This is a genomic window from Aquimarina sp. AU474 (assembly GCF_900312815.1).
Classification (GTDB): Bacteria; Bacteroidota; Bacteroidia; order Flavobacteriales; family Flavobacteriaceae; genus Aquimarina.
Window position 1 is genome coordinate 509,379 of the sequence record NZ_OMPE01000008.1, and the last position, 15,203, is coordinate 524,581.

12 protein-coding genes are annotated in these 15,203 nt (G+C 31.4%); 11 read left to right on the forward strand and 1 reads right to left on the reverse strand.

The window, feature by feature from the left end:
- Positions 1–122 precede the first annotated feature (122 nt).
- The 11 genes from DK508_RS12120 to DK508_RS12170 all read left to right on the forward strand — a co-directional run bounded on the left by DK508_RS12120 (position 123) and on the right by DK508_RS12170 (position 14,236).
- Positions 123–713, forward strand: a complete 591-nt coding sequence (locus tag DK508_RS12120; RefSeq protein WP_109301019.1) for a DUF3575 domain-containing protein — start codon at positions 123–125, stop codon at positions 711–713.
- Between the two features lie 65 nt (positions 714–778).
- Positions 779–1,297 carry an RNA polymerase sigma factor gene (locus DK508_RS12125; protein ID WP_109301020.1) on the forward strand — a complete coding sequence of 173 codons (519 nt, stop codon included), beginning with the start codon at positions 779–781 and terminating at the stop codon, positions 1,295–1,297.
- A 3-nt stretch (positions 1,298–1,300) separates the two neighbouring features.
- Positions 1,301–2,221, forward strand: coding sequence for a FecR family protein (locus DK508_RS12130; RefSeq protein ID WP_109301021.1), 921 nt, complete (start codon positions 1,301–1,303; stop codon positions 2,219–2,221).
- 35 nt (positions 2,222–2,256) lie between these two features.
- The gene (locus tag DK508_RS12135) at positions 2,257–4,851 is read left to right on the forward strand and encodes a TonB-dependent receptor plug domain-containing protein (RefSeq protein ID WP_160114679.1); all 2,595 of its coding nucleotides are present in this window, start codon (positions 2,257–2,259) and stop codon (positions 4,849–4,851) included.
- Positions 4,852–5,307: 456 nt separating this feature from the next.
- Positions 5,308–7,605 carry a S41 family peptidase gene (locus tag DK508_RS12140; protein WP_109301023.1) on the forward strand — a complete coding sequence of 766 codons (2,298 nt, stop codon included), beginning with the start codon at positions 5,308–5,310 and terminating at the stop codon, positions 7,603–7,605.
- 182 nt (positions 7,606–7,787) lie between these two features.
- Positions 7,788–8,483, forward strand: coding sequence for a hypothetical protein (locus DK508_RS12145; protein WP_160114680.1), 696 nt, complete (start codon positions 7,788–7,790; stop codon positions 8,481–8,483).
- Positions 8,484–8,489: 6 nt separating this feature from the next.
- Entirely contained in the window at positions 8,490–8,885 is a 396-nt protein-coding gene (locus DK508_RS12150) for an AraC family transcriptional regulator (RefSeq protein WP_109301025.1), read from the forward strand.
- Between the two features lie 80 nt (positions 8,886–8,965).
- Positions 8,966–11,386: a TonB-dependent receptor gene (locus DK508_RS12155; RefSeq protein ID WP_160114681.1), complete on the forward strand. Its 2,421-nt coding sequence runs from the start codon at positions 8,966–8,968 to the stop codon at positions 11,384–11,386.
- Between the two features lie 4 nt (positions 11,387–11,390).
- Positions 11,391–12,260, forward strand: a complete 870-nt coding sequence (locus DK508_RS12160; protein WP_109301027.1) for a hypothetical protein — start codon at positions 11,391–11,393, stop codon at positions 12,258–12,260.
- A gap of 115 nt (positions 12,261–12,375) precedes the next feature.
- Positions 12,376–13,224, forward strand: coding sequence for a hypothetical protein (locus DK508_RS12165; protein ID WP_109301028.1), 849 nt, complete (start codon positions 12,376–12,378; stop codon positions 13,222–13,224).
- Positions 13,225–13,555: 331 nt separating this feature from the next.
- The gene (locus DK508_RS12170) at positions 13,556–14,236 is read left to right on the forward strand and encodes an intradiol ring-cleavage dioxygenase (protein ID WP_109301029.1); all 681 of its coding nucleotides are present in this window, start codon (positions 13,556–13,558) and stop codon (positions 14,234–14,236) included.
- 268 nt (positions 14,237–14,504) lie between these two features.
- On the opposite strand, the gene DK508_RS12180 is transcribed toward DK508_RS12170, so the two are convergent.
- Positions 14,505–15,200 carry a LytTR family DNA-binding domain-containing protein gene (locus DK508_RS12180; RefSeq protein ID WP_109301031.1) on the reverse strand — a complete coding sequence of 232 codons (696 nt, stop codon included), beginning with the start codon at positions 15,198–15,200 and terminating at the stop codon, positions 14,505–14,507.
- Positions 15,201–15,203: the final 3 nt, after the last annotated feature.

The window sequence follows — 15,203 nt, forward strand, 5'->3', positions numbered from 1 at the left end:
CCCTAAAACAAATAGCAAGGGAAATACCCTACTAAAAATTTAAAAAAAATAATAGTAGGGTATGTGTGGGTTCATATGTTTTAGGGGTGTAAAATTTTAACACAAGACTATAAAACAGAATCATGAAAAAAATTGGATACAATATTCTCATAGGATTATTAACTATAGTATCATTAAATGCACAAGAAATAGAAAGTGACTTTGAGAAAGAAGGTAGTATACCAAAAAACAATATTAAAGTATACCCTATATATGCATTGTCAGGAATTATTGGTATAGGGTATGAACGTGTAATAACCCCAAAAATGTCAATAAACGTTATAATCCTACAGCAATTTGCCGAGCCAAACTTTGATAATAACGTATTCGAGAGAAATTATAATCTATTTTTTGAAACGGATATAAGACGCTATCTCTCCAAACGAAAAAAATCTCCAGAAGGTTGGTTTGTAAGTGCAGGATTGTTGACAGAATATAATTATGATAGACTTAAAAATAGCGATAACAATCAAACTACAGATGTAGAACGCCTATGGGTTGGTGGTTCTGGTAAGATAGGCTATCAATGGATATTTAAGAAAGCATTAAAAGGTATATCTACAGAAGTAGCAGGAGGTCTAGCCTATAGAACTATAATAGAAGGTATTTCTGATACTAACTCTCAAAGCGGATTTGATACCATAATAGACGTTACTGTTGGCTATTCTTGGTAATAAATGGTTGATTTGTATTTTATGTTTTTTATATAATTTTGAATACTTTATTTAATTTTTTAATAATGCCCAAAAAAGTAATTAGCGTTTGTGAAGAGAAAGTATATGACAAACTATACCGTGAGCACGCAGAAAAAATATGTTACTACCTCTATTACAAATATGGAGATATGGAAAAGGCCCAGGATATTGTGCAAGATAGTTTTGCAAAATTATGGATTAACTGCTCTAAGATACTTTTTGGTGCGGCCAAAAGTTTTCTTTATAAAATAGCCAATAATGCTTCGATCAATGCTCTTGTCCATCAAAAAACAGTTTTAAAATATCAAGAAATAGCGCAAAAAACCTATACCAACGAATCTCCAGAATTTCAGATGGAAGAAAAAGAATTTATGCATCGCCTTAATAGAGCTATTTCTGATTTAAAGGACGGGCAACGGGAAGTTTTTCTTTTGAATAGAATGGAAAATAAAACATACAAAGAGATTGCAGAAATGTTAGAAATCTCTGTAAAAGCAGTAGAAAAACGAATGCACTTAGCATTAGTTATTTTAAGAAAAAAAATAAAGTCACCTAATATATAACGTATGAAAAAAGATTTTAATGAAGATGACTTTTTGGGAAAATGGTTATCTGGTGATCTATCTAATGAAGATCGTAAGGCTTTTGAGGAATCAGAAGATTATGTTGTATATAAAGATATATTAAGAGGAGTAGAGCGGCTAGATAAACCTGTTTTTGATGTAGAAAAAGGGTTGAAAGCGCAAAAAATCTATAATACTTCTTATAAAAAAGCCAAAACATCCAAAGTTTTTAAACTTCGCACATGGATATATAGTGCGGCTGCGGTGGTTTTGGTTTTAATCGGATTAAGAACAATATTTTTTAAAGATGTTACCATACGTACTAAAATGGCACAAACGCAAGTTGTAACGCTGCCTGATCATTCTGTGGTAACGCTCAATGCCGATTCTTCTTTAAAATATGATAAAGACTCTTTTTTAGAGCATAGGGAGTTATATTTAAAAGGAGAGGCATTTTTTGATGTTCATAAAGGATCCTCATTCACGGTAACTACTAAAAATGGTAAGATTACTGTTTTAGGGACGACATTTGATGTATATTCTAGAGATCGAACATTAGAGGTACATTGTTTTGAGGGTAAAATAAGTGTGAAAAATGAGATCAATGAAGTGATTCTTACTCCCGGAAAAGGAACTAAATCTAATAAAAAAGAGGAGTTGTCTATAGTTGAGATTTCAAATCCAAAACCGGATTGGCTAGATGGTAAAAGTAGCTTTTTTGAAGTACCCCTTGAGCGACTCATAAAAGAATTAGAACGACAATACAACATCAAAATTCGTACAGGAAATATAGATACAAAAAGAGTATTTACAGGTTTTTTTAAGCATACAAATTTAAAAGTTGCGCTTAGCACAAGCTTTGACCCTATGAATATTAGTTATACATTTGAAGGAGATAGCATTATAGCCCTAAAAAATAAATGATTCGTTTTCAGGTGGTTAGATTGATAATATGTTGTATGCTGGGTATATCTTGCTATTCGCAGCAAACAAATCATCGTATCGATAGTACCGAAAAGATATCCTTACAAGAGGTGCTGAAAACGTTTGAAAATCAATATCATTTTGACTTTTCTTATGATGTCGAAGCGATCAAGAATATCAAACTTAACATTGATCAAGATGATATTGCAATTGATTCACTAGTAGCAGTACTAAAAGAACAAACTCAATTTATACTGCAGAAGATTGACGATCGTAGCTATATTTTGATAGAAAATGATAACACCATAGCTATTTGTGGTTATGTGATTGATTCGGTAAGTACTTTTGAGCTTACTCAAGCAAATATTATAAGAAATAAGTATGTAATTGGACTTACAGATGAACACGGATATTTTGAAGTACGTGTACCTTCAAGGGATTCAATTTCTATATCCTATTTGGGATATGATACAAAGACAATTAAAGCGGCTACTTTTTTAGATTCGAGTTGTGATACAATTCTATTAAAACCAGAAGTCCTAAATTTAAGTCAGGTAGTAATTAAGGAATACCTTACTACCGGTATCCAAAAAAATAAAGATGCATCGATTAATGTATCCACAAAAAAACTTAGAATTCTTCCGGGGTTAGTAGAGCCCGATGTTTTGCAAAGTTTACAATTAATACCAGGAGTAAGTAGTCCAACTGAAGATCCAGCAGGATTATATATTCGAGGCGGGACACCAGATCAAAATTTAGTGTTGTGGGATGGAATAAAAATGTATAATAACGGTCATTTTTTTAATCAGATATCAACATATAACCCCAACATTGTTAAAAACGTAAAGGTATACAGAGGGGGTACCAGTGTGCGATATGGAGATCGAGTTTCTGGAGCAATTATTATAGAATCCGATGATGACTTAACCGATACACTCAAAATAGGAGGAGGGGTTAATTTTACTCATGCAGATCTTTTTGTAAAAGCACCTTTATCTGAAAAACTGGGGGTAATGGGAGCTTTCCGTAGATCTACTACAGACTTATATTCAAATATTGGATACAACAACCTTGTTCGAAAAGTATTTCAGAATACAAGAGCCGATATTTCTGATGATACAGGAGAAAATACTATTGACAGAGAATTTAGTGAAGATAACTTCTCTTTTTCTGACGCTAATTTCAAGGTCGTTTGGAATCCTAATTCAACTAATACTGTGAAATTTAGTACCATATTTGCAGAAAACAAGTTAGATAATGTTACTCTACCTCAAGATGTAGACGATCCCAGTTCTTTTAGCACAAAAGATCTGTACAACATTAGAAACGTAGGTGCCAGTCTAAACTGGAAAAAAAAATACTCGAATAATACTGTGCAAAAAGTAAGTTCTTATTTTTCCATATATGACACTAAGTATAGTATTGCCAGAAAAGCTCTAAATGTAAATCAAAACTTTGATTTTACCCAAAATAACCATGTCAAGGATATAGGTATAGAATATTCTTTGGATATTCCTATTACCAAAAAACAGTCATTGGCATTGGGATATCAATATGCATATAATGAAACAAGATATAATTATAGACAAGCGTTAACCGGAGATTTTGAGGATTCTTTTATGAGTATTACAAATGGTAATGGTAATAATCATACGTTGTATTCAGAGTATACCTATAAAGGAAAAAAGACCTACGCTAGTTTTGGTCTTAGAGGATCTTATTTAAGCAATACAGATCAGTTTTTTATAGAGCCTCGCATGTTTGCATCGCTAGAAATTTTCAAAAACTTCAGGATAACAACTTCTGCAGAAATAAAGAATCAACAACTTAATAATTTTAGTGATTTTACTAGCCTTAGTCCATCAATAGGTAGTCTTCCCGTAGTTGATAACCTCTGGTTACTTTCTGGCAATATTTTATATGAGGGAAATCCATTTTTCATTCCTGTGATAAAAAGCAAACAATTTACTTTTGGATCCTTGTACACGTATAGAGGTTGGAATTTTGATCTAGAAGGATATTATAAAAGGCTTACCGATATAAACTCGGTTAATAATATTATTTTACAGATTGTCCCTTCTCAGACTGATACAGGTATAGATATAGGGAAAGAAGAACGTATTGGTTTTGATTTTCTATTAAAAAAAAGAATTCGTAATTATCGATTTTGGATTGGATATTCATTCAGTAACACCTCAATTACGTTCCCTACACTGCAACAAAGGTCTTTTTCAAGTAATTTTAATCAACGACATGTATTTAATATTTCGCAAACACTAAAAGTTAATCACCTTGAGTTTGCTCTAGGATGGAACTATGCTACAGGTAGTCCCTTTACTAAGCTTATACCAGACGAAGATGGTTTTTTTGGTAATATTATCGAGCCCGAAGGGATTAATGTAAATAGATTTAAATCCTATCATAGATTAGATGCTTCTGTACTATATCGATTTACTATGAAAACCAAAAAACCATGGAGAGGGATGTTGGGCTTCTCATTACGTAACATTTATAATCGAAAAAATACGATTGGACAAGGGTTTATTGAAACTGGCGAAGATAATATAGGTACGTTTGAAAGAAGGTCATTGCGGCTTACACCAGATGTAGTTATCCGTTTTAATTTTTAAAAATTGTTTTTGAGGTATTAAACCTTCCCAGGTGATAAAGCAACCGTTCTACTACGCGATAAGATGTCTATAGTATTATACTATTGCTCTCATATTTCATTAGGTTAGATTTGAGATTTTAATGTTGACATATATTTCATTAAGTATTCAATAATGTACTTGCAAATTGCTTGTCCTGAGTACCCCTAAAGGATCACTTTGCTTTGATGCCCGAATGAGAAGGTTAAGTATACCTTTTGAAGTAGGAGTGAGGTGGTGCGTTGAGGTATATTTCGTTTTCAGGTTATTTTAGTTATTTTCTAACGAAATGTTCCTTTAAAAGGAATATAAAACACTAATTATGCTAAATCGAGATAAAAGTGAATTGAAAATATGGATTAATTAATATTTTCAAACTAAATTATTAGTTTGAACTAAAGTTTTAGTTATATTTGTTTTCTAATCAGATTTTATGCTATGAAACATATTCTTTTAACCATCGTTTTTTTACTGTGTGGCTTATCGATAAAAGCTCAAAACACAAAATACTTTAAACACTTAATTTTTCGTGAAACACCTTATTCTGAAACAAAAGGAAGAATACCGCTTACAAAAGAAGAAGCCCAGAATGTAAATCATTTTAAACTAAGCTATGATTCAGTAAATAGATTAATATTAGTTGAATACAAATATACCCAACATCTTATCGGCTTAAATAGAGGCGGTATTCTTGATGGTAAAAGGGCATTGGCCCCAAAAACACAAATAAATTATACTAAGAACACAGAGACACGTATGTTTTTTGATGTTGACAATAAACCCACAACGAATGGAATGGGAGTATTCAAGGAAGTCTATTTATATAATAAAAATGGCAAAAGAATTGACTTAAAATTCTATGATAAAAATGGTAAACCTATAAATAACAGTTGGAATATTTTTGAATATACCTGGAAACATATCAATAGCAATACTGTATTAGAGAAACGAAAAGATGTAAAAGGAGGTAGTGTACCCATGCGACCATATTATAAGTTTTATAACGTACTATATAAATTCAATGACAACGGAATTTTATTATCAATGAATAACGTTGATGATAAATTGAAGCTTGCAAATGATGATACAGGAATTGCTATCGATAAAGCCATATATGATAAAGATAATAACCTTGTAAGTTTTACGTTTTTTAACGCCCAAAACAAAGCTGTTGTTGGTTCTTTTTTAGGTACAGCTGGAGGTTTTGCAACATACGATGATAATGGAAATTGTTTAAAATATGCTACAGTTGGGGTAGATGGAAACTATAAAATAAATAAAAGAAGTAACGATGCTTATTCAAAATATAAATTTGATAGTATTGGTAATTTGATTGAACGTAGTAACTATGATCCAAATAACAAAATACTGAAGAGGAGGGGAGTTACAAGCGTAAAATATATTTATGATAAAGATAATCCTGCAAAGCTTTTAAAAACTGAATTATATCACACAAAACCGAATGAGACTGTTAAAGACTCAATCTTACTTAATCTCAACACTAAAATTGGCAAAGAAAAACTAACAGAAGATTTCAATCAGTTATTAGAAACATTAAAAGAGCACTCTTCACAATTTGAATTTATTGATACTACATCATATGGAAAACTTGTAAAAATTCAAGAAAATAAATTAAAAGACTCAATGACAGTCAAAGAGTTTTATCAAGTAGTTTCACCGATAGTGGCAAGTTTGGGTTGTTTACATACTCGTATAGTCGATAATCGATTTTTTAGGACACCTCCAAAATATTGGTTACCATTAATTGTTTGGTTTCAGGATGATAGAATGTATGCTATAAATAATCGTGTAGAAAATATTGAAATGAATGTAGGTTCTGAAATATTAGAAGTTAACGGAATTTCATCAAGCGATATATATAAAACACTAAAAACAACAATCTCTGCAGATGCCTTTAATCAACAGTTTTATAGAGGAGATTTGAATGTGAATTTTTTATATTATTACCATAGTTTTTATGGCTTTGATTCAGAATACAAGATAAAATTTAAGCCTTATACTTCTGAAGAAGTAATTACAACATCATTTTTTATTGATGAACCAGCTCCCAATTATAAAGTAGAAATAAATAATAAGCCAAGGTTAGGCGTAGATATTAAAAAAGAAAAAAATACGGCTATCATCAAGATTAAAAATTTCAGTTACTTCCCCAGAGGTAGACAAAATATTGATTTTTTTAAAGAGACGATAGATGGTTATATGAAAAAAATGAAGGATAAAAACATAAGTAAAGTGGCGTTTGATTTAAGAGGAAATAGGGGAGGAAACCCAGAATGCACAAAGTATTTATTATCCTATATTATCGATAAAGAAATTAATTTTTATGAAGATAATGATTTAAATAAAAGACGAAATAGACCAATAACTGTAAAACCAAAAACAACTAATAACATTAATGATTCAAACATTTATATGATTACGGATGGTCGTTGTGCCTCTGCAACAGCACAAATGTTAGCAGTTGTAAAGCATAATACGTTAGCGACCATTATAGGTGAAGAAACAGGAGGTACTTACAGTACACATCCTGGCAGAAGAGCAACAGCATTAAAAAACACAAAGCTTGCTTTACAAATAGGTACAGAGAGGGAATCTGTCAATATTCCTAAATTAGCATTGGACCAGGGGATAATTCCAGATAAAAAAATAACGGTAAAACTAGATAACTTATTAAATAAGAATGACGTGTTATTAAAGTATATTTTCAATAATTAAATTCGGTTTATCATATTATTTGAGGGGTAACGTCAATAATTGAAGATTCGTAATCATTGTAATCACTTAAAAGGGTATAAACGAATCATTCTACAACAAGATAACATCACCGTAGTAGTAATAATATTCCTCCGTATTGTCAAAGTTTAGTTAAATCTTCTTAAATATTATTAGATTGCATTATGCTTTCAGAATTTATCGTATTAATATTTTTAGAATTATTATCAGGGTTTTCGGCAATCATGATTGGACTTTTATTTTTAACAATAAAGTCAAAAAACCAAACAGCTAATTTCTTTTTAATTTTGTTTTTATGGTGCTTATCTTGGGTTATTTTAACAGGAGTTTATTTTCAATATACTGAAGAACAATTATTAGATACTCTATATATTATAGATTTTGATCCTGTATTGCTTCTTGTACCTGCATTATTTATCTACATTATAATAACAATTAATAAATCATTTAATTCATTGCATTTATTATTGTTTTTACCAGGTATAATAATTAACATTTTTTATTTTCAGGAAAGTGAGATTTTTGATATTATCTCTATATTATTCACTATGTTATTTGATTTGACCTTAATGATAATAGCATTTAGAGTTTTAATAAAGCATAAAAAGAAAGTTGCAGATTATTATTCTGAATTAGAATTCAAAACCTTATCATGGATAAAAAGTATTATACTTTCAGTTTTTATACTACATTTTTTTATATTTTTTGGAGAGGTTGTAAGTCATTTAAGTGAGATGTTAAGTATTCTGTTTATGTGCATGGAAATACTTACAACGTTATTTATAGTTTATTGGATAGGGTACAATGGTTTTTTTCAGGCACAATTATTTTTAGAAACTAATAATAGTGGTGTTCAATAAGAAATTATGATTTCCGAAGCCGAAATTCAAAGGACCTTTGTTTTGGATGAAAACTCAAAAGAGCAATTTAAAACAATAGAATCAAAAATTAAATCAGAACGTTTATTCCAAAACCCTAATTTAAATTTAAGAGTGCTTGCTGCAAACTTAGACGTTAAAGAAAAAGAATTGTCTAAATTGATTAATCAATGCTCAGAAACCAATTTTTATCAATTTATTAATCGCTTTAGGGTTGATGAGTTTAAAAACTTAATGCAATCACCTAAAGCCAGGCAAATGTCTATCCTAGGCTTAGCACAAGAAGCAGGATTTTCTTCAAAATCAACATTTTACTCAGCTTTTAAAACCATTGAGGGTGTCACACCAAAACAATACGAATTATCTCTTAATAAGTCCGGATAGAAGCAATCGGACTCATAGTGTGAAACTAACCTTAATTACTGGCGTTCTTTTGTATGTACTTAATTTTTTACATACAACATATGAAGAATCTTTTTTTAATTTTCACTCTTTTTTATTCACTACATATACTGCAAGCCCAATCCTATAATATAAGTGGTTACATTAGGGATAATTCCTCTGGGGAAACACTTTTAGGAGCGACCTTATACGATAAACAATCAGGCAAGGGAGTAGTAAGTAATGAATACGGTTTTTTTTCCATAAAACTTAAAGAGGGGAATCATGTTTTAGTTGTTTCATACCTCGGTTATAATGAAGTTGTGCAAGAAATCAATGTAATCGAAAATATGAAAATAAACATTGATTTAAATCCAAACAGTAACAGTTTAGAAGAAGTGGTTATTAAGGCAAATAAAAACACTAAAAGTCAAACAGGAAATGTTATCGCAGGTTCTATAAATCTTAAACCACAAGATATAAAGAAAATACCTGCTTTGTTGGGAGAACCAGATATTACCAGAGCAATTTTAACTCAACCGGGTGTCTCATCTGTAGGAGAAGGGACTTCTGGATTTAATGTTAGAGGAGGAAACATTGATCAAAATTTAATTCTTTTAGATGAAGCACCAATTTATAATTCATCACATGTCTGGGGTTTCTTTTCTATCTTTAATGCAGATGCTGTCAAAGATACAAAACTATACAAAGGAGGTATTCCGGCCAGATTTGGAGGGAGAGCCTCTTCAGTATTAGATATTCGTCAAAGAGAAGGCAGTAACAAAAAATTTAAAGGAGAAGGTGGTTTAGGCTTATTGTTTTCAAGATTAACTTTAGAAGGTCCCATTAAAAAGGATAAACTTAGCTTTTTGGTTTCTGGCCGCCGTTCTTACTTTGACTTATTTTTTCCTTTAATGGAAGATTTAAAAAATAACAAAGTGTATTTCTACGATTTAAATGCAAAACTTTCATGGGATATTAACGAAAATAATAAACTATTTGCATCAGGTTATTTTGGTGCAGATGTAATGAAACTTAACTTCTCTGAAACAGGAGATGAGGAAACTTCAGAAGATGGTACGACTCAAAACAGTGATGAAACTATAGATTTTCAATGGAAAAATACAACAGCAACACTACGCTGGAATCATATTTTTTCAGACAAACTATTTATGAATCTTTCGGGTATTTATAGCCGTTATAATTATGCATTATCTTCTGAAAATAGTGGTGGTGGTCCAACTGGAACTTCGGCTACCAATTTTACATGGAAATCAGCAGTAGAAAATTGGATTTTAAAACCAGACTTCACTTTATTTCAAAACAGCGATACAAAAATGCGTTTTGGAATTAATAATACACTTTACAGATTCGTGCCAGCTAAAGTAAATGGTAACGAAGAAGGTGTAAATAATATTGATTTTGGAACAGAAAAAGGATTAGAAATCGCTCCTTATTTCTCTTACGATAGAAAATGGGATAAGTTCTCTGTTAATGCTGGACTTCGCTATTCTTGGTTTGCAAATCTAGGGCCTTATACCGTATCTACGTACAACCCTAATCTTCCGCAAACGGTTAGTAGTATTACTGGATCTACAACGTACGGCAAAAATAAAGTGATTAAATCTTATGGTAATTTTGAACCAAGACTGGCTTTAAAATATGATATTTCAAACAGGAAAGCTGTTAAGTTAGGTTATAATAGAATGTTCCAATACATTCATTTAATATCTAATACAAATGCGGCATTACCTTTTGATATTTGGAAACCATCAGGATTTCATATAAAACCCCTAGAAGTAAATCAAATCTCTACAGGATATGCTTACGACACTAAAAATAGAGATTATAATTTTTCTGTAGATGCTTATTATAAAACATTCAAAAATCAAGTTGAATATAAAAATGGAGCTGATTTGTTTTTGAATGAAAATTTAGAAACACAGTTATTGTCTTCAGATGGCTATTCGTATGGTATAGAATTGGGTGCTTTTAAAACCAAAGGAAAATTAACAGGAAATGTAAATTACACCTATTCTGTTACTAAAAGAAAAACGACAAGTCAATTTGCTTCAGAAAATTTAAATGACGGAAATTATTATCCTTCAAACTTTGATAGACCTCATATATTTAATCTAACTGCGAATTACAAATTGAGTGATAAGTGGAGTGTAGGCTCGTTTTTTACCTATCAAACAGGACGACCAACAACATACGCCACAGGTAAGTTTCAAGTAGATGGCCAGCAGTTTTTTACATATTCAGATAGAAATGCATATCGCTTAAATGATACACACCGTATGGATATATCGTTCACCTATACACCAACACCAAAAGAAGATAGAAAATGGCAAGGAAGTTGGGTCTTTGGAGCCTATAATGTGTATGGAAATAAGAATGCTTTTTCGGTCTTTTCAAGCCTTCGAAACAATCAATTAAGGACTTTTCAATACTCAGTTATCGGAGCTCCAATCCCTTTTATTACCTATAATTTTAAATTTTAATCTTATGAAATCAGTATATAGTAAAATTGCCTTATCGTTAAGTATAGTAAATTGCCTTTTCTCTTGCACAGAAGAGATAACTGTAAATGTTGCTCACGAATCACAAACTGTGATTTTTGGAGAATTAACCAATCTAAATGACGAGGTCGTAGTAACCATTCAGCAAACACTATCTTTAAATGCTTCCGAAAGTTTTCAAGCCGTAAATGATGCTCTAGTATCATTATATGAAAAGACAGTAGATGGCAATATAAACATAATCACTAGTGATTTTTCGGTTAATCAAGGTATTTATACATCGAATCAAACCGTTACAACAACAATAGGAAACACTTACTGGATAGAAGTGGTGTTAAATGATGGTACGCTTTTTAAATCTGAAGAAGAAACAATGCTTCCTATAGTGCCAATTTCTGAAGTTACGGTTGATAACGAATTTGATGACGTTTTAAATGTTTCTTTTGCCGACCCAACAAATGCAACTAATTTTTACAAGATTTCGGTATTATTGTATAATCAAGGTCAGTTAGTATCTACAAACTTCACAGAATCTAATGATGTTATTTTTGATGGAAATGATAATGCAAGTGTAGAGGTTGATTTGTTTCGTTTTGAAGAAGAAAATCAATCCATACCAGAATATGACTCAAGAGAAATTAGGTTGGGAAACATCAACTTTACATCGTATCAATTTTTATTAAATCAACGTGCTCAAATTGATGCCAATGAAGAAGCAGGAGAAGAATCTGGAGGACCAAGTCAATTATTTTCTACACCACCAGTAAGTTTGTTAGGTAATATTACAAACACATCTACAAATACAACGGCATTAGGCAACTTTACGATAATCTCAATAAGCGTAGAAAATCAATAAAAAATAATCAATTAGTACGAATAACGTCCATTCGGACTAATAGCCTATCACAAAGTTTAACATTGGTCGTTAGTTTGTTACTCATTAATTATAAAAACGAAAAAAACAAAAAAATATGAAAAAGTTATTTTTAATACCATTAGCATTAATTACACTATGCTGTTCAAATGATGATGACGGTGGTGGCACAACAACAGGAGTAATCAATCCAGGGAACGACCCAAATTTTACCATTGTAACACATTCAGATGCTGGATTTTCAGCATTTAATAGAAAAGTGGTTGTATTTGGTATAGATATCTATGCTGTTGCCGGAGTAGAAGATGCTAAATTGTTACACGCCGCTAATGTAATGGCTCAATATCTTGACAACGATGAAGATGGCGTTGTCGATGATCAATTAGTATTAGATAAAATGATAGAAAACAAGGCTTTTGTAGTAATGTGGGCAAGTCAAAATGATTTAAGTGGAGACATCCCAGAAGGAAGAATAGGTCAAGATTTAGGTAATGGAGAAACGAATCCTTCTTTTGTTTCAAATGGCAGGACCGGACAGTTTGATGCATCATTAGAAGAAATTTTGCACATTATTAATAATGCAGGGCATTCTTATGCTTATCCTAGCGTTTTTGGTCAAAATGTTGGTTCAGATTTAGCCAATGCAATGGATATCGCAAGAGGAGGACAATTTATGAACATTCCAAATCCTTATCCTGCAGGCGCTTGGTATACTTATGATGATGCAACATGTGAGTACGCCAATTGTCAAACTATAGAATACTTGTATTGGGCATTAACATCATTGCTTGGTGCACAAGAAAATCGTTTAAACGAAATTTCACAAGAATGGGATTTAAATACGGCATCTTTAGTGCAAAACACTGATACTGCAATTTATGCATTACTAACTAATTCGGTGTATAACATGCCAACTGTATTGCCAGATGGTACTTATATGCAATAAACATAAAAGTGTTGTGGGCTGTTGAAATATTTGATTAATTAGTTTTAGCGGCCCAACAACCACAAAATTGAAATAATGAAAAATAGATTTAAAAACACTTTATACTGTTAATACGAATAATGGAATTACAACAGTATTAAACAATACAGTAAACAGAGACGGCAACAATACTTTAAAAGAAGTTGAGAAATTACAATTTACAAATACAACAATAGATATATAGTGATTTAAGAATATTAAAAATATAGTGTTGAAGGCTGCTATTCTAATACTTTTTTTACAAACCCCTAACGATAGCGGCCTATCAACCACAAATTAAATAATTAATATTATGGACAGAAAAAAATTTTTAAAAAAAGGATTAGCAGGAATGGGAACTATAGTTGCGATTCCGACATTATTATCATCTTGTAGTGCTGATGATAACGGCAATGATAATGATCCTAATGCCTGTGCACCTTCGCCTTCAGAAACAGCAGGCCCTTTCCCTATAATGACACCCGCGGATTTGGTCCGTGAAAATATCATAGGAGACCGTTCAGGTGTGCCACTTTTAATACAGTTTGCTATTCAAAACACCAATAGTAATTGCTCGCCTTTACAAGGAGTTCTTGTAGATATTTGGCAATGCGATGCACAAGGTAACTACTCTGAATATTCTGGGCAATTAGATGGTGATTTTACAAATGCAGATTTCTTAAGAGGAAGACAAACAACAGACGCAAATGGTAATGCATCCTTTATCAGTATTTATCCTGGTTGGTATCCTGGACGCACACCACATCTTCATGTTGAAGTTTTAAGTAGTACAGGGGCTTCCTTATTAATAACTCAAGTGTCATTTCCTGAAGAAATATCAAGTACAGTGTATGCAACAGCAGAATATAATGGTGCTGCAGACACTAATAATTCTAACGATGGTATTGTTGCAGCTGGAAATCTAGTAGATCAAGTAACAGGAAATACAACAGACGGTTATACGTTAAATAAAATCATTAAAGTTGCTGGTTAAATTTATAGTTCTATTTGCCGTTTTACTCATATATTATATTTGTACTATAATGTATTTGCGTTATGTCACTTTGCTTTGGTACGACACAATTTTAAAGATTGATAATCTTTAAAATTCCGAGCGATGAGGTGTGCTGGCTTTTCTAGTTCTACGGTTTGTTTTAAAAGTTTTATAATAAAAAGTTCCTTTTTAAAAAAGGTAATAGAATACTTATTATGCAAAGACATAGGAGGGAGGCGTAATACGTATGTAATGAGAATTAGCAATTTCATAATTTGGCTAAAACTTCCAATTTTTCAAATACAATAACCTTATACATAGCACTAACAGGGACTTTATTATTTTCAATAAACAAATGTGTTCTGGTTGTTTTTGTAACTCTTTCCAAATTGGTAATGTATGATTTATGGGTGCGTTGGAAATTTTCAGATAATAATGTCGTAATATTAATAAGTGTTTCGGTGATCAGATACATTCTTGTATCGGTAAAAATTTTCAAATAATTTCCAAAACTTTGAATGTATAGAATTGATGTAAATGAAATATTAACAGGGATGCCATCGTGTTTTATTTGAAGTTCTTGATTCCCTCTGTTTTTTTTAGGTTGTGTGATTTTTGAAGCTGAAACTTTGTTTATCGCTTTTAAAAATCGTTCAATTTTTATAGGTTTCAATAAATAATCTACAACACCATAATTATAACTTTCTAATGCATATTCAGAATACGCCGTAGTTAAAATAACTTTGGGTGGTTTTATCATAGAACGCAAAATTTCCATGCCATTAAGTTCTGGCATTTCTATATCAAGAAAGATAAGGTTAACTTCATTTTGTTGAACGAAATTGACAAATTCAAGTGGATTACCAGTACTTAGTACTAATTCAAAGTTGTCAATTTTAGAGCAATACTCTTCTAACACTTCACGTGCTAGTATTTCGTCATCTATAATACCAACTTTAATCATTAA